The sequence below is a fragment of the Streptomyces sp. NPDC101178 genome (assembly GCF_044767965.1).
Classification (GTDB): domain Bacteria; phylum Actinomycetota; class Actinomycetes; order Streptomycetales; family Streptomycetaceae; genus Streptomyces.
On record NZ_JBIWOZ010000001.1, the window covers coordinates 612,482 to 635,374 of the forward strand.

Below are 22,893 nucleotides of genomic sequence, written 5' to 3' on the forward strand. Positions count from 1 at the left end.
TCGAAGAGACCCCCGGCGCCAGGTGACTCAACCTCACCTGGCGCCGCCGTATCTGATGGCTCACCGAGCCGTGGAGGTGGCTCTTCCGTGTGAAGCACGGGAGCCGGGAGCGTCAAGAATGAGCAAAGAGTGGAGCCGCTCACCACGCTCCCCAGGTGATCATTTTGCCGCGAACGTCCGTTACTTTTCCGTCGGGTAACCCGAATGCCCCTTCGTGGGCCCTGGATGCCCTCCATGGACGCCCTTACTCCGCTTACTGGCTCGTTGACACCTGTGTGCAACATGTGAGGATCCCATGTGCATGCGGGGTACACCCGCACCATGTGCGAGGAGTGAGAGTGACAGGGAAGTTCCTGCGACCAGGAAAAAGACCGAACGCACCATCCGTTCAGCCCTTCCTGCCGCCCGTCCAGTTGAGGCGTCTGCGCCCCGTGGCCGCGGCCGTCGTGCTGACGATGGCGTTCGAAGCCACCATCATGGTCGGAACCGCCAATCTGGCGATGGGCTTCGAGCGGACGGCTGTTCCTGCCGAAAAGGGAGCCGACGCGAAGATCCTCGGGCCGGCGACCGCGGGGTCGGTGGCTGCCGCCCGGCTGAAGGCGAAGATCCAGAACCGTCGGATCGAGGCGCTGGACGCGCGTACCGTGACCTCGACGGTCCACGTGAACCCCGACGGTTCGGTGACCGAGGAGGCGCACACCGGACCGATACGGTTCAAGGACGACCGGGGCGCGTGGCAGGACATCGACATCTCCCTGCAGAAGCTCTCGGACGGTTCGGTCGGGGCCCGCAGGCATCCCCACGGACTGCGCCTGGCCGGCCGGAGCGCGGCTCCCAAGGGGCTGAGAAGCACCGGCAGGAAGACCGCTTCGGCCGGCGTTCCCCTGGTGACGTTGGAGGGCCGGACCGGTCAGCGGATTCAGCTGGGCTGGTACGGGGCGCTGCCCGCACCGGAGATCGAGGGCGAGGAGAGCACCGTCGCCCGGTACCGGAACGCCCTCCCCTCCGCGGACCTCCTGATCGAGTCGACGCGCAGCGGCTACGAGCAGTTCCTGGAACTGAAGAATCGTTCCGCCGTCGACGCGAGCGGTGCGATTGCCTACAGCCTCACGGCCAAGGGCCTGACCGCCCAGGTGAACCCGGACGGTTCGGTCTCCTTCAAGGACGCCAAGGGCAGGCCCGTAGGCGCCATGCCCGCGCCGGTGATGTGGGACGCGAAGGTGGACGCGTCGTCCGGTGAACACGAGCACACCGCCCCGGTGGCGGTGAAAGTGGCCCAGGACGGCGACACCGTCACCCTGACGCTGACGCCGGACGCGAAGTTCCTGGCCGATCCCGCGACACAGTTCCCCGTGACGATCGACCCGGCGATCAACGTCGGGGCCAGCTTCGACACCTTCGTTCAACAGGGCTACACGACCGACCAGTCGACCTCGACGGACCTCAAGCTCGGCAACAACGGGTCCTCTCAGGTGGCCCGGTCGTTCCTCTCGTTCCCGATGAAGAACATCACGGGCAAGCAGGTCACCGCGGCGAAGCTGAACCTGTTCTCCTACCACTCCTGGTCCTGCACCCCCGCCGCCTGGGAGGTGTGGTCGACCGGAGCCTCCGGCACCGGATCGCGCTGGACCGCGCAGCCGGCCTGGACGACGAAGTACGCCACCAGCACCCAGACCAAGGGCTTCTCCAGCGCCTGCAACGACGGCTGGGTCAACGCGGACGTGACCTCGCTGGCCAAGGCGTGGGCGGGCAACGGCAACGGAAGCAACCACCTGGGGCTGCGGGCCACGAACGAGGACGAGCCGGCCGGCTGGAAGCGCTTCAACTCCGGCAACGCCGCCTCCAACACCCCTTATCTCTCGGTCACCTACAACTCGGTCCCCGACCTGCCAACCCTCATAGCCCCGGCTGCCGGAGCCGCCACCAACGACACCACGCCGACGCTGTCGGCGAAGGCCCTGGACGGCGACGGTTCTCAGGTCACCCTCAACTACGAGGTGTGGACCTCCGCCGGCACCTCCGCACTGCGCACCGGCAACAGCGCGGCGGTCGCCTCGGGTGCCCAGGCGGACTGGACCTCCGCCGCCCTGCCGGCCGGCTCCTACAAGTGGCGGGCGCGGGCCACCGACGGCTCCGCCACCAGCGCCTGGTCGGCGTTCCGCACCCTGGTCGTGGACACCACGGCGCCTGCCGCGACCACGGTCGCCTCGGCCGGCTTCCCCGCCGGGCAGTGGTCCGGCACGCCGGACGACAAGGGCGACTTCACCGGTGACTTCACCCTCACTCCCCCGGCCACGGACGTGATGTCGGTCCAGTGGCAGTTGGACGGCGGGGCGTGGCAGTCGATCGCCACCACCGGCTCGGCCGTGACAGCCAGGCCGGTCTTCCGCGCGGGCAAGCACACCCTGGCGGCACGCTCCAGGGACGCCGCCGGCAACGTCTCCGCCACCACCTCCTTCACCTTCTTCGCCGGTTCGGGCGCGGCCCTCCTCTCGCCGGGCCAGGGCGACCGTCCGGCACGGCGGACCGTACTGACCGGTCAGGGCAAGAGCTCCGACACCGGGGTGCGCTACCAGTACCGGCGCGGTGAGACCGATGCCTGGAAGGACGTCCCGGTCGCCGATGTACGGCGCCGGGCGGACAACACGGCCCTCGCCTCCTGGCCTGCCGCGGTGAGCGGTGGCCTGTCCGAGGCGCTGGTGTGGAACATCACCAGCAGCCTCACCGAGGACGGCCCGATCGACGTCCGCGCGGTCTTCACCGACGGCACGAGCACCGACGTCTCCCCCGCCACCTCGATCACCGTCGACCGGAAGGCGGGCGCCGCACCCACCCAGGCCGCCGGTCCGGGTGACGCCAACATGCTCACCGGCGACTTCGTGCTGACCGAGACGGACAGCTCGGCGTTCGGCCTGACGGCCAGCCGCACGGCCTCTTCGCGGCGGCCCTCCGAGGGCGGACAACAGGAGGGACAGGTGGCCATCTTCGGTCCCCAGTGGACCGCGGGCGCTGCCGCGGAACTCTCCGCCACCGAATCGCTCTACCTGCGCAAGACGTCGAACACCTCGGTCGCGGTGGTGGACATCGACGGCGAGGAGACCGGCTTCACGGCGACGAGCGGAGGTGGCTGGAGGCCCGAGGAGGGCGCAGAGGCCCTCACGTTGACGGGCAGCCTGACCGGCTCCTTCACCCTCAAGGACACCGAGGGGACCGTCTCCCAGTTCACCAAGATCGATGCCGCCGCCACCATCTGGCAGCTCTCTCAGAGCAGCCTCCCGACGGACAACTCCACCACCTCTCTGGTCTCGGAGAAGGTGGTCGTGGGCAGCGCCGTCCTGGCCCGCCCGAAGTACGTGATCGCTCCCACCTCTGCGGTCACCAACGCCACGTGCGCGAACACCCCTTCCACCAGGGGCTGCCGGATCCTGGAGTACCAGTACGCCACCACGACCACGGCCACCGGGAGCACGCTGGGCGACTACACCGGGCAGGTCGCCCGCATCCGCCTGTGGTCCACCGACCCCGGCGCGGCGAACGCCACGGCCACGATCGTGTCGAACTACGCCTACGACGCCTCGGGGCGCCTGCGTGAGCAGTGGGACCCGAGGGTCTCCCCCGCGCTGAAGACGGCCTACACCTACGACAGCGCGGGCCGCGTGGTCACCCAGACCCCGCCGGGCGAGCTGCCGTGGACCTTCTCGTACGGGAAGGCCGGCTCCAGCACGGTCGCGGGCGAGGGCATGCTGCTCTCCGTGTCCCGGCCGACCCTGAAGCCGGGCAGCAAGGACGAGACCGACGGCGGTACGTCGGCGACCTCGCTGGTCTACGACGTACCGCTCACCGGCACCAAGGCACCCAATCAGCTCTCTCCGGCCGCGGCCCTGACATGGGGCCAGACGGACGCACCGACGGACGCCACCGCCGTCTTCCCGGCCGACCAGGTGCCCGCATCGCACAACGGGAATGACCTCAATGCCGGTGACTACGACAAGGCGACCACCACCTACACCAACGCCTCGGGCCTCCAGGTCAACACGGGCCTGCCCGGCCGGCACCTGACCACCACCCAGTACGACTCCTTCGGCAACGTCGTCCTGGAGCTGGGCGCCACCAACCGCGAACTCGCCCTCGGCGACGCCGACTACCAGGTCACCACGCAGAGCCAGCTCGGCATCCTCACCGACTCGCCGGCGGAACGTGCCCGCAAGCTGGCCACGGTCTCGGAGTTCTCCGCCGACGGCAAGCGGCAGCTGCATCAGTACGGCCCGCTCCACCTGGTCACCCTGACCCAGCAGCTCCAGGGCGATTCCGACAGCCCCACCATCGCGGCCGGAACCCAGGTGGCGGCGCGCCAGCACACCGTCACCCGGTACGACGAAGGCCGTCCCACCGACGGATCGGCCCGGGTCGCGGACCAGCCGACCACCACATCGACCGGCGCGTTCATCGAGGGCTACCCGAATGACGGCGATGTCCGAACCACCAACACCCGTTACGACTGGGTCAAGGGCCTGCCCACCGCCACGGTCACGGACCCGAACGGAATCAAGCTGACCCGTTCCTCCGAGTTCGACGCCCAGGGCCGCATCCTGAAGAGCATGCAACCCAAGTCCAACGGCGCGGACGCCGGAACGGTGGCTTCCCGCTACTGGACGGCAGACGGGACCGGCGCCTGCTCCGGGCGCCCCGAATGGGCCGACCTGCTCTGCTCCAGCGGCCCGGCGGGCAAGATCACCGGTGGCGGCTCGAACCCCGACGAACTGCCCACCAAGACCCTGGAGTACAACCGCCTGGGCCAGGTGACCAAGGTCACCGAGACCGCCAACGGCGTCACGCGCACCACGGTCACCACCTATGACGGCGCCGGGCGCGGCACCAAGAGCACGATCACGGGAGGAGCAGGCACCGCCGTACCGACGCAGACCATCACCTACGACCCGGCCAACGGGCAGGCCGTCACCGTCTCCGACGGGACCGGTACGGTGCGCCACGTCACCGACAGGCTGGGCCGTGAGATCTCGTACGACGACGGTGCGGGCAATGTCACGCGCACCGAGTACGACCGCCGCGACCGGGTGACGCGGACGACCGACTCCGTTCCCTCGGAAACCACCTACAGCTACCAGAGCCTCACCGGCCAGCCGACCGGAATGCACGACTCCGCGCTCGGTAGCACGGGCGACGTGAGCGCCTCCTACGACTCCGACGGCCGCCTCTACAAGCAGACGCTGCCATGGAACATCGACGTCGAATACAACCTCGATCCCACGGGGAACGAGACCTCGCGCTACTGGCACTGGGAGTCCGGCTGGACCATCCAGGGCGAGTCGGTCAGTGAGAACATCCACGGCCAGGTCGTGTCCCGCACCACCTACACGGGCGGCGGCGCGTACCAGAACTACACCTACGACGCGGCAGGCCGCCTGACCAGGGCCGACGACACCCAGGCCGGCGTCACCACCCACCGCGGTTACGGATTCGACGTCAACACCAACCGTACGTCCCTGGTGACCACGGTCGACGACGTGGAGGGCGGCGCGCCCACCACGAAGACGGTCAACTCCACGTACGACACCGCCGACAGGCTGATCGCCACCGGTACGGTCTACGACGCCTTCGGCCGCACCACCGCGCAGAGCAGCGGAGCCCAGAACTCCTACTTCGCCAACGATCTCGTCCGCCAGATCACGGCGGGCTCGGAGCGCACCACCTGGGACCTCGACGCGGCCGGCAGGCTGGCCTCGTTCACGACCGAGAACAAGGATGACAACGGGACCTGGTCGACGGCCTCGACCAAGCGCAACCACTACGGGGCCGACGGGGACAATCCCACGTGGATCAGCGAGGGTGACAGCAGGATCACCCGGAACCTGTCGGACCTGACAGGAGACCTGATCGCCACGACCGGCGCCGCCGGTGACGTGGTCCTCCAGCTCACCAACATCCACGGCGACGTGGCCACGCAGATTCCCCTGGTGGACGCCACGACTCCGGTGGTCAACAGCTACGACGAGTTCGGCAACCGCCTTCCCGGCACCGACCCGGCCCGGTACGGCTGGATCGGCGCGGAGCGGCGCTCGTCGGAGACGCCCAGCACCGCCACACTGATGGGGGTGCGCCTGTACGACTCGGCCACCGGCCGGTTCCTCTCCACCGACCGTATCGTCGGAGGCAACGCCAGCTCCTACGACTACTGCTTCGGCGACCCGGTGAACTGCTACGACATCAGCGGGAACTACGCCATCGGCGGGCTCGTACCCGAAGCCGCGATCTGTGCCCTGTTCTTCCTGTGGTGCGCGGACATGATCTACGTGACCAACTGGGCACTGGGCGAGGCCAAGAAGAGGTACTCGAACGGAGCGAAGCAGAACGCCTACCGCCACTGCATCTGGCAGGCCATGCTCACTTGGTCGGTCGGGTCGAGCCTCGCGAAGGCCCTGGGCAACGCGCACGAGAAGAACGCGGGCAAGTCCGCCGCGGCGAAGCGCGACTCCAAGGCCGACTCGTACAACAACACGGTCGGCAGGGGTGTGGGAAAGAAGATCACTGCCTGGACCTACGGCAAGGCGAAGCAGACCGCGTGCCGGCTCTGCAAGGACAAGGTCAAGAAGCACAAGTTGAAGTCGAACGCGAAGGGGAAGACGTGGGTCTAGCCGAACAGCTGTAGCGGTTCGGTGAGAGGGGGGCGGCGCCGGGGGCGCCGCCCCCCTGCGCGTACCGGAGACGCCCTGCGCCCGGTCGCCTTCTTCGGGATCCGGATCTACGGGCTGGTCTCGCTGTTCGACCGCGGCGGAGGCAGCGGGGACGGCGGGGCCGCGAAGGCTCGGGCTGTCATGACCCATTGCCCAGCTACTCAAACTTGACTAGATTCGACGTCATGACTGAGAAGACCATTCCGCTGCTGCCGTGCCGGACGGAACTGATCCAGTCCGTGGTCGACTTCTACACAGCCCTGGGCTTCGAGACGACGCACCTGCAGAAGAGCCCGTACGCGTACGCGGTGGTCGAGCGGGGAGCCGTGGAGATCCAGCTGTACGGCATGAAGGACTACGACCCGGCCGCGTCGCACTCGACCTGCTACGTGCTCACCGACGACGTGGACGGCCTGCACGCGGCCTTCCGGTCGGGCCTCAAGGCCGCGTACGGACGCATCCCGACGCGAGGGCTGCCGCGTATCGGCCCGCTGAAGGACATGTCTTACGGAGTACGGCAGTTCCTGACGACCGACCCGACCGGCAACACGATCCGGGTGGGCCGGACACTCGGCAACGCCGACGCCGAGGAGCCCGCGGCAACCGCCCCGAAAGAGACGTTCGCCCGGGCCTTGCACATGGCGGACCTGTTCGCGGACTCCAAGCAGGACTACCCGGGTGCCGTCAGGATCATCGACCGGGTGCTGAACCTGGAGGACGAGCGGCCGACTCCGGTACAGCGGGTGCAACTGCTGGTGCTGCGCGCGGACATCGCGCAGCGGTTGGGAGATACGGAGGGAGCCCGGGGCTGGCTGGAGGAGGCGGCAGCGGTCCAACTCAGCGTCGAGGAACGGGAGACGGCGCACGATGCCCTGGTCCGGCTGAGTGATCTTCGGAGGTGAACAGCGGGCAAGGTCAGGTCATGGTGACAGTGGAGTACCTGTCCGGCGCGGAGCTGTCCCACGCCACGTGGACCCGGCAGCGGACCGGCTGGCCGGTGGCGGCGAGTCCGCTCGCCGCGATGGCGCCCGACGGATCGGTCAGCGTACTGAACAGGCCCCCGGCGGGCCCGGCCCCGCCCTGAGTGAATCCCAGCGCGCTCGGCGCCACGGTGGTGGGATAGAACCGCGCATCACCCGTGATCGTGTACGTGCCCCGGGTGGTGTCCTTGCGCTTCCTCCCCGGGATGATGGAGGCGAGGGAGAAGGTGTCCTCCCCTCCGTCGGACACGTTGCCCTGCGCGTCGACGGTCCACAGCTCCCAGTAGCGCCCGACGGAGGCGAACACGTTGGATCGCTGGGCTGTGACGTAGGCGTCGATGTTCGCGGCGGGTAGGGCCGTCCACGCCGAGCCGTCCCACTGCTCCACCGCGAAGACCCGGTTGATCTCCTGGATGATCAGTCCTTGCTGAGGCGGGTTGACACTCAGCTGCCGCCTGCGTTCGAAGTAGCCGCACTCGCCTTCCAGTTCGTCCGCCGGCAGGTTGGTGAGCGCGGCCTGCGAAGCGACGGGGGCGGCGGTGCCGGTGGCCGTGCTCCCCGTGGAGGGAGCGCGCTGGACGGGCGATGAGGAGGAGTGGCCTGCGGATCGGGCTGCGCCGAGCGGTACAGGGCCCGGGCCCGGGGAGAGGCGGTCCCGGTCCGCCGCCGGGGCGGGCAGGGGCCGGGCCAGGGCAGCTGTGGCGTTCGCTTCGGCCGCGCGCTCGAAGTGGTCCGAGGGGTCCGACACGCGCAGCCCGGATCCGGTATCGGTGCCGGCCACCGGGCCTTGGCGCTGCTGGATCACGTGGGTGAGTTCGTGGGCGAGGGTGTGCTTGTCCGTGCCTCCGTGGCCGAGCACGACGTGGTCGCCGGAGGTGTAGGCGCGGGCGCCGATCTCGGACGCGGAGCGGGCGGCGGAGGCGCCGTCGTGGACGCGTACGGACTCGAAACCTTCCCCGAGGCGTAACTCCATTTCCGTACGCACCGGTTCGGCGAGCGGCCGCCCGGGCGAGCGCAGGACGTCGTGCACGCTGGAGCGCTGTACCGAGGTGTCGGCCTCGGACTCCTGTGCGGCTGTGGTGTCCGGGTGGTGGCTGCGGGAGGGGTCGTGGCCGTGCCGCTGGTCCTCGATCATCTGGGCGAGCGCGGCGTTGCCGATGGAGCGCTGGAGGAAATCGGCGGTTGCCGGGGGCAGGGGCGCGCCGTGGCGGATCTCCTGATCGGCCAGGGCCGGGACGCGCACGCTTCTGCCGGCGGGCGGCCTGGTGGGCGTCGCCTCGTCGTTGTCCGGGTGATGCGCCCTACCGTGCAAGAGCCACTCCTCGCCGTCAACGGCGCCCGCACCGGCTGCGGTTGCCCGTACCAAGCTCTATCAGGCTCGCGCGCGCCAGAGAAGGGCGGTGGGTGCAGACCCGGCGCGCCGCTGCGGGGTCAAGTCGCTTACAGGTCGAGCACCGCCCACACCCGTCGGCCGTCCGCCGCGGTGTCCGTGCCGCACGACACGGCGCCGAGGCGGGTGAGCTCTGGCAGTAGCGCACCATTCGCGGCCTCGTGCGCCGGCTGGTGCGAGAGGGCGACGATGAGTGCCTGGTGCCCCTGGTCCGCGAGGTGTACGGACACCCTGCGGCCGCCGTCCGCGACCGCCGTGCGCACGAGTAACTCCGTCAACTCCGCGGCGGCGCGGCCCGCTTCTCGGAAACCCCATTCGCGCAGCCGGTGAAGCACATGCCCTGAGGCCTTCTCCGGAGCCCAAGGAGCGCTTGCGAGCTGCCAGTTCGCGGATCTTCGGTTTCGGACCAGCGTCCGGGCCCGCGGGGTGGCCGTGAGGCCGGTCTCCGGACGCGGCGGCGAAATCGGGCGCTTCGGCGGGGGCGGGGTCTTCGGTGGGTGGTCCGGGGCGTGATCCGACACGATGGCTCCCTGTCCTTGGGTCGGCGGCACGGATGGCCATCGTGGTGGGTGTGTTGGGGCTCCCGGCGGCGATCGGCTGCGGCTTCACCCGTACAGATGGGGCAGCCGTACGACTTGACGCCGGCTTGGGGCGCTTGACGCCGACTTGGGGCGGGGGCTGGGGCGGGTGGGCCTCGGCCACGGGTGAGAGGCGGTCGCTGCCGGAAAAGTGTGGAGGTACGGACAACCCTGCCCCCGACTCACGAGTCACACAGGCGCCTGACTCTTCTTATGATCTGACGTGGTCCGAAAGGGGCCTTTTCTCTGTGATGACTCGTACCCGGCTGTCCGCGTTGGCCGCGACAGCCGCGCTTGCCACCACCGGTGGCCTGGTGACCGCCGCTCCCGCCTCGGCGGCGGTCACCTGCGCCTCTCCCGTCTGGAAGGCGCAGTACTTCGGCAACTCCACCTTCAGCGGCACGCCGAAGCTCACCGCCTGTGACACCGCCATCAGCGAGAGCTACGGGACCGGCGGCCCGGCCGGCGTCACGCTGCCCAAGGACAACTTCTCCGTCCGTTGGTCCCTCGACCGTGACTTCGGCTCGGGCGGGCCCTTCCGGCTCTCCGCCGCCACGCAGGACGGAATGCGCGTCTACGTCGACGGTGTGCGGAAGATCGACCTGTGGAAGAACGTCTCCGCCACCGTCCGCAAGACCGTCGACCTGACCATCCCGGCGGGCAAGCACACGATCCGCGTGGACTTCGTCGCCTGGACCGGCGTCGCCAACGCCGCCTTCACGTACGCCCCGCGCACCGAGGCCGCCGTCGACAAGGTCAAGCCGCTCACCCCGACCGGGCTCACCGCCGCGTACGACCGGGCGACGGCCAGGACCACCCTGCGCTGGGCCGCCAACAAGGAGATGGACCTCGCCGGGTACCGCGTGTACCGCCGGCTGAGCACCACCAGTTGGGCCAAGGTCAGCGGGACGTCCGCGCTGACCACCCGGTCCTTCGTCGATGCCCCGCCCGCCACCGGCCAGACCTTTCTGTACGAGGTCCGCGCCGTCGACAAGGCGGGCCGCGAGTCCACCGGCAGCCCGGACGTGACGGCGACAACCGTCGACCGCACCGGGCCGGCCACCCCCACCGGACTTGTGGTCACCACCGGCGACGGGTGGTACGACACCCTGAACTGGCAGAAGGCCGCCGACGCGGCGAAGTACGAGGTGTACGCCTCCCCCACGCCCGCCGGACCGTTCGAGCTGCGCGGCACGACGACCACGACGTCGTACCGGACGGATGGCGCCGTGAACAAGAACACGTACTACCGGGTCCGGGCCCTTGATGCGGCCGGCAACCCCGGGGCGTACGCGGCGGTCACCAGCGACGGCGTCGACCGGATGCCACCGAAGTCCCCGACCGGCCTCAACGTCGTGGCCCGTCCCGGCTACACCGACCTGCACTGGCACCAGCCCGACAGTTTCCTGGAGGACTACGGCAACGGCGGGTACTACCGCGTGTACCGCTCGCCCGGCAAGACGTTCGACCCGGCAGCGCGCGCCCAGGTGGCCTGCGTCGCGGAGGAGAGCGACGACGCCGGCAACTGCTACGACGTGGGCATGCCCGCGAACACGTATGTGACGTACGCCGTCACGGCGGTGGACCCGTACGGCAACGAGTCGGCGTACTCCGCCCCGCTCGTCGTCCGCACCGGCGACACCGTGGCACCCGGCCCGGTCACCGGCGTGAAGGTCACCGCGCGGGGCGACGGCATGCTGGTGAGCTGGGCAGCCTCGCCCGAGGACGACATCGACGAGTACGTGGTGTGGAAGGGCACCCGGCAGGCCGGCGGCACGGTCAAGTGGCTCGGTCCCGACACCTGCTCGGAGGGCACGAGCAACTGGCTCGCGATCCTCTGCGGCAACCTGCCGGACGGCCAGACGCATGTATACGCGGTGGTGGCCAAGGACCACTGGGGCAACACGCTGCACCCGAGCGATCCGAAGGTCACCGTGGTCGAGGCCACCGAACGCGATGTCCGGCCGTCCGTGACCGTCACCCACGACTGGAGCCTCGGCCACCTGGGCCACAACCGGTCAGCAACTCGTCCGTCCGTCGACTGGCAATGCACCGACACAGCCCGGTGCGCCACGGTCGCAGGTTTCCGCGTGAGCCGGTGGAACCCGACGGCCAAGGCGTACGAGCCCCAGCACGACGGACTGCTACCGGCGGGCGCCCGGACGTGGGAGGACTCCACGGCGACCAAGGGGAACACGTACTTCTACACGCTTGAGGCCGTGACGGCCGACGGCACCGTGGTGGGAACGTACCCGTGGTACATCGTCTTCCAGGACCGCGTCTGAGGAACCTGAGGGCCTGTCCTCCGCATCTGCCGGGCTCATCCGGAGCCGGAGGACAGGCCTTCCGCCTGCTGGGTGGCCACCGGCGCTGGTCGGCGGCGCCGGTCAGACGGACGGAGACAGCTTCTTCGCCGTGCTGCAGTGGGCGGTCCTCGTGTGGCGCCACAGCTGGACGATCGTCAGGCCGAACAGGGCCGTGAACGCCAGAAGGATGAGGGTCATGATCTCCATCTGGCGGCCGCCGCCCGCGCCGCGGTCCAGTTGGAGGAACAGTCCCAGCAGGGAGAGCACCATGCCGCCCAGGTAGACCGAGCGGATGCGCCGTAGCTGACGTACAGCGCGAGGGGCGAGGGCTACACGCTTCATGAAGGCCATGTTCGACGGATACCCCCCGGGCGCCCGGCCAGTCGCCCCGTTCCCGCGGTTTCTGTAGCCGGTGCGTCGACGCAGTGGCGGCCGTTCGGGGGTGCAGGCCGCCGCACCCCCGAACGGCGCAGGTGAGGGCCGGTGCCGTGGCCCTCGGAAGGTTATTCGGAGCTGAGGCTCGTTCGGATGGGTCCGGGCGGAAAATATCAAACCGGCTTGCGCCATACGGAGATGTGCTTGGGCGAGTCCTGCGTGAAGGGCGTCCCGTTCCAGTCCGCGACGCGGCGTTCCCGTTCGAGGCCGGCGATCCTCGCCATCAGGTCCAGCTCCGCCGGCCAGGCGTACCGGTGGCGGGAGTTGCCCCGGCGGTAGCGGCCGTCGTCGCCGTCGCGCGTGAAGTGGTGCGAGACCAGGATCTGCTCCACCAGGTCGAACGTGTCGAAGCCGAGATGCCGCTCGGAGACGTCGAACGGCACCGCGGTCTGGCCGGGCGGCAGGGAGCGCAGGGGCGGCAGACCGAGCTCGATGACGAATCGGCCACCCGGTTCCAGGTGGCGTGCCGCGTTGCGGAAGCACTCGACCTGTTCCTCCTGCGTGAGCAGGTTCGAGATGGTGTTGTACACGAGGTAGACCAGGGTGAATCCGCCGGGGACGACCGTGGTCGCCATGTCCCCGATGGTCACCGGGAGGCTGTGCTCGTCGATCTTGTGGCGCAGCACCGCCGCCATGTGCTCCGACAGTTCGATGCCCACCACCGGTACGCCGCGTTCCCGGAGCGGGACGCCCACGCGGCCCGTCCCGATGGCGAACTCCAGGGCGCGGCCGTCTCCGGCCAGCTCGGCGAGGAAGTCGAGGGTGGGGTGGAGCACGGCGGCCGAGGAGTTCTCGGCCTCCTCCGCGTCGTAGCGGTCGGCGGTCGCGCGGGTCCAGAGTTCGCTGCTCGTCACGGGCGGACACTCTGCCGGGCGCCCCGGGACTCTGTCGACGTATTAAGCCGCCTGCGGCCGTGGCGACGCTGTGGAGACGGAGATCAGTTCGCCAGCCAGAGCGCCAGGTTCAGCGCCGCCGCGTAGCCCACCCACAGCAGGTACGGCGCCAGCAGCCAGGCCACGCGACGGTCCACCCGGGCGCAGAGCAGCGCGGTGGCCGCCACGGCCGCCAGCAGCAGGACGATGTCCAGGAAGGCCGCCCCGTACTGCTCGGCGGCGAAGAACAGAGGCGTCCACAGCGCGTTCAGCGCCAGCTGTACGCCCCATGCCACCAGCGCCGGTCGGCGGCCCGGGCCGGGGCGGCGGGCGACCAGCCAGCCCGCCACCGCGATCATCCCGTAGAGCACCGTCCACACCGGGCCGAAGAGCCACCCGGGCGGCGCCCAGGCCGGCCGGTCCAGGGCGGCGTACGTGCTGCCCGCGTCGCCTGTCGCGAGCGCTCCGGCGGCGGCGACGGCGTAGCAGAGGGCGAGCAGCAGGAGGAGCGTGAGCCAGCTCCTCCTGCGGGATGGTGCCGCTCCGGCAGTGGGTGTGGTGGAGGTCGTGGGGGTCGGTGGCATGGGCGTACTCCTGTTTCCGTGTTCTCTGTGTTCCTGGGGTGTTCCTCCCAGTTCCCGCCACGGGCGCGCCCAGGCCAGGGAGCGCCGCGCGTAAATCGGTGGTCCGCCTCCCGTTGCCGTTGTTACGGTGCTTCCGCCTTGTCGCGGTGTGGACCGCAGGTGACCTCTGGGCCGTGTGCCCTGGAAAGCAGTTGATGTATGCCCCGGTCAGTGACTCCGAGCCTCCCTCGTCGCGCCCACGGCGCCGGGGCGACCGGGCCTGACCGCATGCGCAGCCGTACGTTCACCGTCTGCTGACGCTTCACGGCCTCCGACAGCTCCGGCCCTCCGCCGCGAGGGGTGCTCGGTACTTCCCTGCTGCTTATTCCCTCACCTTCGGCAAGGAGTATCCGGGTGTCACACGACCGCCCCCAGCACCGCTCAGCCATGTCCTCCCTCTCCACCTTCACCTGCGTCCGCTGCGGCCTGACCGTCGCCGCGTCCGCACCCGACGGCAGCCGGCGCAACCACTGCCCCAGCTGTCTGCACTCCCAGCACCTCGTCGACCACGCCGAGGGCGGCCCCTCCGACTGCGAGGGCCGGATGACACCGATCTCCATCGCGGTACTCCGTACCGGTGACTGGATGGTCGTCCACCGCTGCGTCCGCTGCGACGAACTGACCTCGAACCCGGTCTGCGGGGACGACAACCAGCTCATCCTGATGCGGATGGCCGTACGTCCCCTCGCGCAGCCGCCGTTCCCGCTCGAAGCGTTCGGTGACCTGTGACGCGGCGTGGAGCCCGGTCGGCCGGGTCTCGCCGTCCCCAGCGTCCGAAGGACGTGCTCCACGGGCCCGCCGGTACGCGCGGTGACGCGTTCCGGTGCGTCGGCTGCCGGCTCGACGTGTCGGTGGTCGCGCCGGGCACCGCCCATCGCAACCACTGCCCGTCCTGCCTGGTCAGCCTGCATGTGGATCGGCGGGTTCCGGGCGACCGGGCGGCGGGCTGCGGCGGGCGGATGACGGCGCTGAGCCTGTCGGTACGGGCGGACGGGGAGTGGATGCTCATCCACCTCTGCCTGACCTGCGGCGAACTCAGCGCCAACCGCATCGCGGGCGACGACAACGCTCTGGCGCTGATACGGCTGGCGCTGCGGCCGCTCGCGGACGCCGGTATCCCCGCCTCGCGGGTCATGCTCGCCCTGTGAGGGGAGGGGCCGTCCGGTGTTCGCCGGGCGGCCCCTGTCAGCGGTCCGCTCCCTCGGCTCAGGAAGAAGCCGGAAGCAAGAATGGAGAAGGAAGCAAGAATGGGGCCCGGCCTCGCGGCCGGACCCCCCTCGCTTTCCCCCCGTCGGGCCTTCCCGTTCCCCCCGGACCCCTCCCCGGAAGTCCCGACGCCATGTGTGACCCCGGAGGGTACGTAAAGGTTGCAGCCCTTTACGATCTCTTTACCTCGGGCCTCGATCAGCCCTCTCAGCAGGCATGTCGCCCATAGCGCTCCGCCACCTCCGCCAGCACCTCCGCCCCTTCCCGGGCCCACAGCGCCTCGTTGAAGATCTCCACCTCGATCGGGCCGTCGAAGCCCGCCGCCTCCACCTGCGCACGGAACGCCCGGAAGTCGACGCTGCCGTCGCCCAGTTGGCCCCGGCCCAGCAGGACGCCCGCCGGGAGCGGGGTGATCCAGTCGGCCAGCTGGAAGGAGTGGATACGGCCGCCCGCGCCTGCCCGGGCGATCTGCGCGGGTGCCTGGTCGTCCCACCAGACGTGGTAGGTGTCGACGACCACGCCGACCTGCTCGGCCGGGAAGCGTTCCGCGAGGTCCAGGGCCTGGGCCAGGGTGGAGACCACGCAGCGGTCGGACGCGAACATCGGGTGCAGCGGTTCGATCGCCAGCCGTACACCGCGCTCCGCCGCGTACGGTCCGAGTTCGGCCAGCGCGTCCGCCACGCGTTCGCGCGCGCCGTGGAGGTCGCGGCTGCCGGGCGGGAGGCCGCCGGAGACCAGGACCAAGGTGTCCGTGGCGACGGCCGCCGCCTCGTCCACCGCTCGGCGGTTGTCGTCCAGGGCGCGGGACCGCTCGGCCGGGTCCAGGGCCGTGAAGAAGCCGCCCCGGCAGAGGCTGGTGACGGTGAGGCCCGCGTCCGCCAGGAGCCTCGCCGTGCGCTCGACGCCGTACGCCTGGATCGGCGCCCGCCACAGACCCACCTGGCCGATGCCCGCCTTGACGCAGCCCTCCGCCAGCTCGGGCAGCGACCACTGCTTGATCGTCTCCTGGTTGAGCGAGAGGCGGGAGAGCTGTTCGTTCATCGTGCTCCTCCGTGGACCGCCAGCAGTGCGCGCATTCGGTGCGCCGCCAGCTCCGGGTCCGGGAACAGGCCCAGTTCGTCCGCCAGTTGGTAGGCCTTCGCCAGGTGCGGCAGCGAGCGCGCCGACTGCCATCCGCCCGCCATCGTGAAGTGGTCCTGGTGGCCGGCCAGCCAGGCCACCAGGACCACGCCCGTCTTGTAGAAGCGGGTGGGCCGCTGGAAGAGGTGGCGGGAGAGTTCGACCGTGGGGTCCAGGAGCGCCCGGAAGCCTGCCACGTCCCCCGTGTCCAGCACCCGCACGGCCTGCGCCGCCAGCGGGCCCAGCGGGTCGAAGATGCCCAACAGTGCGTGGCTGAAGCCGCGTTCGTCGCCCGCGATCAGCTCCGGATAGTGGAAGTCGTCGCCCGTGTAGCACCGCACCCCGCCCGGGAGGCGTCGGCGTACGTCGATCTCACGGGCCGCGTCCAGGAGCGAGATCTTGATGCCGTCGACCTTGTCCGGGTGTTCGGCGATGACCTTCAGGAAGGTGTCCGTCGCCTCGTCCAGGTCCGCGCTGCCCCAGTAGCCCTCCAGCGCCGGATCGAACATCGGGCCCAGCCAGTGCAGGATCACCGGCTCGGACGCCTGGCGCAGGAGGTGTGCGTAGGTGGCGAGGTAGTCCTCCGGGCCCCGCGCCGCCCTCACCAGCGCGCGCGATGCCATCAGGATCGGTTGTACGCCGTTCGCCTCGGCCAGCGTCAGCTGCTCCTCGTACGCGGCGGCGACCTCCGCCAACGTCGGCTCGGTGGAGGGCAGCAGCTGGTCGGCGCCGACTCCGCACGCGATCCTGCCGCCCACCGCCCTCGCCTCCGCCGCCGACCGGCGGATCAGTTCGGCCGCGCCCGCCCAGTCCAGGCCCATCCCGCGCTGCGCGGTGTCCATCGCCTCCGCCACGCCCAGGCCGTGCGACCAGAGGTGGCGGCGGAAGGCGAGCGTGGCGTCCCAGTCGATCGCCGCCGGGTCGTCGGGGCTGATGTCCGCGTACGGGTCCGCGACCACGTGTGCCGCCGAGAAGACCGTACGGGAGGTCGGCGGCGCCCCGCCGGCCGCCAGGTCCAGCGGGATGGCGCGCGGCGTGTACGGGCCCTGCGGCAGGAGCACCGGAGCCGTCACAGCGTCAGCTCCGGGACCTCGAAACGGCGGCCCTGTGCCGACGACTTCAGCCCCAGCTCGGCGAGTTGGACACCTCGCGCACCGGCCAGCAGGTCCCAGGTGTACGGCTCGTCCAGCGCCACATGGCGCAGGAACAGCTCCCACTGCGCCTTGAAGCCGTTGTCGAACTCCTGGTTGTCCGGGATCTCCTGCCACTGGTCGCGGAACGACTCGGTGACCGGGAGGTCCGGGTTCCAGACCGGCTTGGGGGTCGAAGAGCGGTGCTGTACGCGGCAGTTGCGCAGGCCCGCCACCGCCGAGCCGTGCGTGCCGTCCACCTGGAACTCCACCAGTTCGTCGCGGTTGACCCGGACCGTCCAGGAGGAGTTGATCTGCGCGACCGCCCCGCCCGCCAGCTGGAAGATCCCGTACGCCGCGTCGTCGGCGGTCGCCTCGTACGGCTTGCCGCGCTCGTCCCAGCGCCGCGGAACGTGCGTCTGCACATGGGCCGTTACGGAGGTGACCTGGCCGAACAGCTCGTGGAGCACGTACTCCCAGTGCGGGAACATGTCCACGACGATGCCGCCGCCGTCCTCCGCGCGGTAGTTCCACGACGGGCGCTGGGCCTCCTGCCAGTCGCCCTCGAAGACCCAGTAGCCGAACTCCCCCCGGATGGAGAGGATGTCGCCGAAGAAGCCGCCGTCGATCAGGCGCTTCAGCTTCAGCAGGCCCGGCAGGAAGATCTTGTCCTGGACCACGCCGTGCTTGATGCCCGCGTCCCGGGCGAGGCGGGCCAGGTCGAGTGCGCCTTCGACGTCCGTGGCCGTCGGCTTCTCCGTATAGATGTGCTTGCCGGCCGCGATCGCCTTCTTGACCGCCTCCACCCGGGCCGAGGTGACCTGGGCGTCGAAGTAGATGTCGACCGTGTCGTCCGACAGCACCGCGTCCAGGTCCGTCGACCACTCGGTCAGCCCGTGCCGGGCCGCCAGCTCCTCCAGGGCGTGGGCGCGGCGGCCGACGAGGACGGGCTCCGGCCAGAGCACCTCGCCGTCGCCCAGGTCCAGGCCGCCCTGCTCGCGGATCGCGAGGATCGAACGCACCAGATGCTGCCGGTATCCCATGCGACCGGTGACGCCGTTCATGGCGATGCGCACTGTCCTGCGTGTCACGAAGGTCCCTCCATACAGCCGTAGCAAGCGCTTTCTACACGGGATGACGCTAGCCTGCGGGCAGCGGCCGGACAAGAGGGGCGCCGCACGTGACCTCACGGAGGAAAGCGATGACAGTCACCCTGGCGGACGTGGCGGCCCGCGCCCGGGTGTCCCCGGCCACCGTCTCCCGTGTGCTCAACGGCAACTACCCGGTCGCCGCCTCGACCCGGGAGCGGGTCCTGCGCGCGGTTGACGACCTGGACTACGTGCTCAACGGGCCCGCCAGCTCGCTGGCCGCCGCCACCTCCGACCTGGTCGGGATCCTGGTCAACGACATCGCGGATCCCTTCTTCGGGATCATGGCCGGGGCCGCGCAGACCCAGATCGGCGGGCCCGGGGACGGGTCCGGGCGGGCGGGCGGCGAGAAGCTGGCCGTCATCTGCAACACCGGCGGCTCGCCCGAGCGCGAGCTGACCTACCTCACCCTCCTCCAGCGCCAGCGCGCCGCGGCCGTCGTCCTCACCGGCGGCGCGGTCGAGAACGCGGACCACCAGGCGGCCATGGCAGCGAAGTTGGCCAAGATGGCCGATGCCGGCACCCGGATCGTCTTCTGCGGCCGGCCGCCGCTCCCGGACGGGGACGCGCTCGTCGCCGCGCTGGCCTTCGACAACCGGGGCGGCGGGCGGCGGTTGACCGAGCACCTGATCTCGCTGGGCCACCGCAGGATCGGTTACGTCGCCGGGCCCCTCGAACGCACCACCACCCGCCATCGGCTGGAGGGCCACCGCGAGGCCCTGCGCGCTGCCGGGCTCGACGCGGAGGGCACGGAGGGCACGGGCCAGGAGCGGCTCACCGTGCACGGGCCCTACGACCGGCGCTCCGGCTACGAGGCCACTCTCGAAATACTGCGCCGGGAGCCCGGGATCACCGCCGTCGTCGCGGCCAACGACACGGTGGCGCTGGGTGCTTGCGCCGCCGTACGGGACCAGGGGCTGCGCATCCCGCAGGACATCTCGGTGGCCGGCTTCGACGACCTGCCGTTCTCGGTGGACGCCGTCCCGGCTCTGACGACCGTACGGCTGCCGCTCTTCGAGGCGGGCGCGCGGGCCGGGCGGCTGGCCATGGGCAAGGAGGACCCGCCGCCGGGCGGCATCGCGACCATCGCGGCCGAACTGATGATCCGCGGGTCGACGGCTCCGCCGCGGGTGGGGTGAGGCACCCGGCCCGGGCCCTTCCAGGGACCGCCGGACACGCCCTACGGTCCGCAGGACGAAAGATGGGGGCAACTCCCCCATGCGTCACCGGACTCCACCCACCAGGATGGTTCGCGAGCGGTCCGGTGGGCCGTTCCCGACCTGGGAGGTGCGGTGGAGAAGGAACTGATCGGCAGCGGCGGTACGGGGGCCGCTGCCCGTCTCGCTCCCCCGGGCACCAACGGGCCCGCCGGGGCCGCCAAGGCCGTGCGGACGAACGGATCGCCCGCCGCCACCGGCGTACGTGACCGCGCCGCTCTCGCCCCCCGCACCGGCCCCTGGTGGCTCTCCGGAATCGTCGGCGAGCCGCCCATGGTCGAGCCGGACTGGGTTGTGTTCGTCCGGGACGTCATCGCCGACGCGCCGCACGAGGCGTTCGTGGCCGAGCGGGAGTATCCGGGGCTCTCCGGATTCGCCCTCGTCGTGGCCCCGTTCGCCGAGCGGGCCGCCGGGCGGCTGCTGACCTCGCCGTCGAACAACGCCGTACGGGCCGGGACCGCCGTCGGGCTCGCCCCCGTACTGGAGGACTTCCGGTCGCACCTCGTCCGGCGGCTGGCCCGGCTCGCGGCGCGGACCCTCGTGCTGGAGCTGCACAAGGCGCGGCGGTCCGGGCGGCTGGCCGGGGACGGGCCGAAGGAGCGGTTCCGGGACTTCCTGCGGCTGACGGCCGGGCGGGACGGGCTCGCCGCCTTCCTCACCGCCTATCCCGTACTGGCCCGCATCCTGGCGCGCACCAGCCTCGCCGCCGCCGACGCCCTCACCGAGATGCTCGGCCGGCTCGCCGACGACCGGGAGCTGCTGGCCGCCTCCGGTGTGCTGGGCGGCCGGGGGCCGGAGGCCGGCGGGCGTGGGCCGGTGGCGCTGACCGGGGTCGACGCCGGCGCCGGTGACAGTCACCGCGGCGGCCGCTCGGTGATGCTGCTGCGGTTCACCGACGGGAGCCGGCTGGTCTACAAGCCGCGCCCACTCGCGGCGCACCGGCACTTCAACTCCCTGGTGGAATGGTTCGGTTCGCTGCCCGGGACGCCGACCCTGCGGGCGCTGCGGGTGCTGGACCGGGGTGAGTACGGGTGGGTGGAGTTCGTGGCGGAGCGGCCCTGCGCCTCGGCTGCGGAGACCCACCTGTTCTACCGCCGCCAGGGCGCGCTGCTGGCCCTGCTCCATCTGCTGGACGGGACCGATCTGCACCAGGAGAACCTGATCGCCTGCGGGCCGCACCCGGTCCTGGTCGATGTGGAGACCCTCTTCCATCCGCCGCTCTCGCAGGCGCACTCCGCCGACCCCGCCGCCCGCGCTCTGCACGCCTCGGTCCACCGGGTCGGGCTGCTGCCGCAGCTGCTGGTCGGTGACGCGGCCGCGCTCGACGTCTCCGCGATCGGCGGCGGCCAGGCCGCCTCCTCCCCCATCGAGACCGCCGACTGGGCGGACGCGGGCACGGACACCATGCGGTTGGTACGGCGCTCCGCGCGGTTCACCGAGTCCGCCAACCGGCCCCGGCTGGACGGGATTCCGGCCGACCCGTCCGCGTACACCGACGCGCTGTGCGAAGGGTTCCGCGCCGGATACACCGCCATCAGCGACAACCACAACGAACTGCTGGGCGAACAGGGCCTGTTGACGGAGTTCGCGCAGGACGAGGTACGGGTCGTGCCGCGGCCGACCTGGACCTACACCACGCTGCTCGACGAGTCGACCCACCCGGACCTGATGCGGGACGCCGCCGAGCGCGACCAGGTCCTCTCCCTGCTGCGCACCCCGGCTCTCGGCACGCCCGCCCTGCCCGGTCTGGAGGACGAGGAGATCGAGGAGCTGTGGGCCGGCGACGTGCCGGTCTTCCTCACCCGGCCCGGCACCACGGACCTGTGGAGCGGCACCGGACGCGAGGTGCTCCTCGCGCCGGGGCCGACCGGTCTGGCCAGGGTCGCGGCGAAGGTACGGGCCATGGACACGGTGGACCGCCAGGACCAGGAGCGGATCATCCGGGCCGCCATGGTCTCCACCTCTCCCGAGCCGCCGCACCGGGCGGCGGGCGGCACCCGGGCCCGGACCGCCGCGACCGCGCCCGAACCGGAGCAACTCCTCTCCGCCGCCCGCTCGGTGGGCGACCAGCTCGTCTCGCTCGCCTACCGGCACCGGGCCCGCACCAACTGGATCGGCCTGGAGCTCCTCGGCGAGCGCTACTGGCGGCTCGCACCGATGGCGGCCGATCTGGCCGGCGGCTACACGGGCCCCGCGCTCTTCCTCGCCCAGCTGGCCGCCCTCACCGGCGCCGAGCGGTACGCCGAGGCGGCCCGCGAGGCGCTGGCCCCGGTGCCCGGACTGCTGGACGCGCTGCACGGCAAGGTGGACGACCTCGCGGTGCTCGGCTCGGGCGCCTTCGCCGGGATCGGCGGCATCGCCTACGCCCTGGCCGAGGTGGGCTCACTGCTCGACGACCCGGCGATCCTCGAACTGGCGGGCCCGGCAACCCGGTTGGCCTGCGCGGCGAGTTCGGCCGAGGACGGGTACGGGGTGCGCGGCGGTGCGGCCGGCGGACTGGTCTCCCTGCTCGCGGTCCACCGCACCACCGGCCGGGCCGAGGCCTGGCGCGGAGCGGAGCGGTGTGCCGAGCGGATCTCCGTGGCGCCGCTCCCGGAGGCCGGAGGTTTCGCGGAGGGGGCCGCGGGCATCGGCTGGGCGCTGCTGCGCTTCGCCGCGGCGGGGGGCGGTGAGCAGTACCGTACGGCGGGACTGCGGGCCCTGCGCCGGGCGGCCGTGCAGGTGACGGGGGGCCGGGCCTGGTGCGAGGGCGGCGTCGGCGTGGGCCTCGCCGTCGCGGACAGCCCGGACGCGCTCACCGACCCGGATCTGTCCGGCTGGCTGGCGGAGCGGACCGGCGAGCTGGCGGACTGCGCCCCGCTCGCCGACGACAGCCTCTGCCACGGCGAGCTCGGCCTGCTCGAACTGCTCGGCCACCCGGCCCTGACCGGCGACCGCACCCCGTGGGTGCGCCGTTCCGGGACGCTGCTGGCCGCCGCCGACCGGGAGGGCCCGCGCTGCGGGACGCCCGGACACGTACCGCACCCGGGTCTGCTCACCGGCCTCTCGGGTATCGGGCACGGACTGCTGCGGGCGGGATTCCCCGACCGGATCGGCTCCGCGCTGCTGCTCAACCCGTCTGCGGTGACCGCGTGATCCTCCGGCCCACGGACAGCTCCACTCGTATCACCCGGCCTGCCGACCCACCGTCAGAAACC

The 22,893-nt window shown here is 71.1% G+C and carries 15 protein-coding genes; 7 read left to right on the top strand and 8 right to left on the bottom strand.

What is annotated here, in order from left to right; translation table 11 throughout:
* Positions 1-431 precede the first annotated feature (431 nt).
* Both ACIRR8_RS02660 and ACIRR8_RS02665 read left to right on the top strand, forming a co-directional pair.
* A complete protein-coding gene (locus ACIRR8_RS02660; protein WP_404058141.1) occupies positions 432-6,653 on the top strand; it encodes a DNRLRE domain-containing protein in 6,222 nt (2,073 codons plus the stop codon).
* Between the two features lie 224 nt (positions 6,654-6,877).
* Entirely contained in the window at positions 6,878-7,594 is a 717-nt protein-coding gene (locus tag ACIRR8_RS02665) for a VOC family protein (RefSeq protein ID WP_404058143.1), read from the top strand.
* A gap of 13 nt (positions 7,595-7,607) precedes the next feature.
* On the opposite strand, the gene ACIRR8_RS02670 is transcribed toward ACIRR8_RS02665, so the two are convergent.
* Complete coding sequence (locus ACIRR8_RS02670; RefSeq protein ID WP_404058145.1) at positions 7,608-8,984, bottom strand: DUF4157 domain-containing protein; 1,377 nt, start codon at positions 8,982-8,984, stop codon at positions 7,608-7,610.
* Between the two features lie 128 nt (positions 8,985-9,112).
* A complete protein-coding gene (locus tag ACIRR8_RS02675) occupies positions 9,113-9,325 on the bottom strand; it encodes a hypothetical protein (protein ID WP_404058147.1) in 213 nt (70 codons plus the stop codon).
* 566 nt (positions 9,326-9,891) lie between these two features.
* Between ACIRR8_RS02675 and ACIRR8_RS02680 the strand changes: the two genes are divergently transcribed.
* Complete coding sequence (locus tag ACIRR8_RS02680; protein WP_404058699.1) at positions 9,892-11,925, top strand: PA14 domain-containing protein; 2,034 nt, start codon at positions 9,892-9,894, stop codon at positions 11,923-11,925.
* A 102-nt stretch (positions 11,926-12,027) separates the two neighbouring features.
* On the opposite strand, the gene ACIRR8_RS02685 is transcribed toward ACIRR8_RS02680, so the two are convergent.
* From ACIRR8_RS02685 to ACIRR8_RS02695, 3 genes are all read right to left on the bottom strand, one after another.
* Positions 12,028-12,297 (bottom strand): hypothetical protein, encoded by a 270-nt coding sequence (locus ACIRR8_RS02685; protein WP_404058149.1) that lies wholly within the window; start codon positions 12,295-12,297, stop codon positions 12,028-12,030.
* Positions 12,298-12,494: 197 nt separating this feature from the next.
* Positions 12,495-13,235 (bottom strand): class I SAM-dependent DNA methyltransferase, encoded by a 741-nt coding sequence (locus tag ACIRR8_RS02690; RefSeq protein WP_404058151.1) that lies wholly within the window; start codon positions 13,233-13,235, stop codon positions 12,495-12,497.
* Positions 13,236-13,318: 83 nt separating this feature from the next.
* Positions 13,319-13,837: a TspO/MBR family protein gene (locus tag ACIRR8_RS02695; RefSeq protein WP_404058153.1), complete on the bottom strand. Its 519-nt coding sequence runs from the start codon at positions 13,835-13,837 to the stop codon at positions 13,319-13,321.
* 426 nt (positions 13,838-14,263) lie between these two features.
* Between ACIRR8_RS02695 and ACIRR8_RS02700 the strand changes: the two genes are divergently transcribed.
* Both ACIRR8_RS02700 and ACIRR8_RS02705 read left to right on the top strand, forming a co-directional pair.
* Positions 14,264-14,605: an RNHCP domain-containing protein gene (locus ACIRR8_RS02700; protein WP_356751532.1), complete on the top strand. Its 342-nt coding sequence runs from the start codon at positions 14,264-14,266 to the stop codon at positions 14,603-14,605.
* Entirely contained in the window at positions 14,602-15,024 is a 423-nt protein-coding gene (locus ACIRR8_RS02705) for an RNHCP domain-containing protein (protein ID WP_404058155.1), read from the top strand. The genes ACIRR8_RS02700 and ACIRR8_RS02705 overlap by 4 nt, the downstream gene beginning before the upstream one ends.
* A gap of 265 nt (positions 15,025-15,289) precedes the next feature.
* Here ACIRR8_RS02705 and ACIRR8_RS02710 read toward each other — a convergent pair whose 3' ends face one another.
* The 3 genes from ACIRR8_RS02710 to ACIRR8_RS02720 are packed head-to-tail and all read right to left on the bottom strand — an operon-like array spanning position 15,290 to position 18,422.
* The gene (locus ACIRR8_RS02710) at positions 15,290-16,123 is read right to left on the bottom strand and encodes a sugar phosphate isomerase/epimerase family protein (protein ID WP_404058157.1); all 834 of its coding nucleotides are present in this window, start codon (positions 16,121-16,123) and stop codon (positions 15,290-15,292) included.
* On the bottom strand, positions 16,120-17,274 hold the full coding sequence (locus ACIRR8_RS02715) for a dihydrodipicolinate synthase family protein (RefSeq protein WP_404058159.1): 1,155 nt from the start codon (positions 17,272-17,274) through the stop codon (positions 16,120-16,122). Before ACIRR8_RS02715 ends, ACIRR8_RS02710 begins: the two co-directional genes overlap by 4 nt.
* The gene (locus ACIRR8_RS02720; protein ID WP_404058161.1) at positions 17,271-18,422 is read right to left on the bottom strand and encodes a Gfo/Idh/MocA family protein; all 1,152 of its coding nucleotides are present in this window, start codon (positions 18,420-18,422) and stop codon (positions 17,271-17,273) included. The genes ACIRR8_RS02715 and ACIRR8_RS02720 overlap by 4 nt, the downstream gene beginning before the upstream one ends.
* Positions 18,423-18,532: 110 nt before the next feature.
* On the opposite strand from ACIRR8_RS02720, the gene ACIRR8_RS02725 reads away from it, so the two are divergent.
* Both ACIRR8_RS02725 and ACIRR8_RS02730 read left to right on the top strand, forming a co-directional pair.
* The gene (locus ACIRR8_RS02725; RefSeq protein ID WP_404058163.1) at positions 18,533-19,618 is read left to right on the top strand and encodes a LacI family DNA-binding transcriptional regulator; all 1,086 of its coding nucleotides are present in this window, start codon (positions 18,533-18,535) and stop codon (positions 19,616-19,618) included.
* A gap of 153 nt (positions 19,619-19,771) precedes the next feature.
* Positions 19,772-22,831, top strand: coding sequence for a type 2 lanthipeptide synthetase LanM family protein (locus tag ACIRR8_RS02730; RefSeq protein ID WP_404058165.1), 3,060 nt, complete (start codon positions 19,772-19,774; stop codon positions 22,829-22,831).
* The last annotated feature ends 62 nt before the right edge of the window (positions 22,832-22,893 follow it).